The 447-nt window shown below is 67.6% G+C and carries 1 protein-coding gene; it reads left to right on the forward strand.

The features are described 5' to 3' along the window. Nucleotides 1-176 precede the first annotated feature (176 nt). A partial coding sequence (locus LPA54_RS38835) for a glycoside hydrolase family 25 protein (protein ID WP_228985099.1) occupies nt 177-447 on the forward strand: 271 nt, incomplete at its 3' end.

Here is a 447-nt window from a genome sequence, read left to right on the forward strand (position 1 = left end):
GCTAGTTCATCTGTGCGAGGTGAGCGGAACATGACGGGTAAGCGACACAGGAGTGACACCAGGGGTGTCGGTGACCGCCGGGACCGGACTTTCCGTCTGCCGGACGGGTCGCCGGTCCCGGGGCGGGGAAGGAATCATTCGACTCCCCTCCCCCCACCGGCACCTCAGGGAGCCTCATGCTGCGCGGCATCGACGTGAGTGCGTACCAGTCCTCCTCGTACGACACCGACGGCCTGTCCTTCGTCTTCATCAAGGCGACGGAGGGGCGTTCGTACACCAACCCCAAGCTTTCGGCCCAGACGAAGCGGGCCCGCGACGCCGGCCTGGTCGTCGGCTTCTACCACTTCCTCTGGCCGGGCGACCTCACGGCCCAGGCGGAGTACTTCGTGCGCCACTCCCCGGAGCAGCGGGGTGACGTCCTCGCGGTCGACTGGGAGACGACGGGTG

Origin of the sequence: Streptomyces sp. DH12 (genome assembly GCF_020873895.1) — a bacterium.
Classification (GTDB): domain Bacteria; phylum Actinomycetota; class Actinomycetes; order Streptomycetales; family Streptomycetaceae; genus Streptomyces.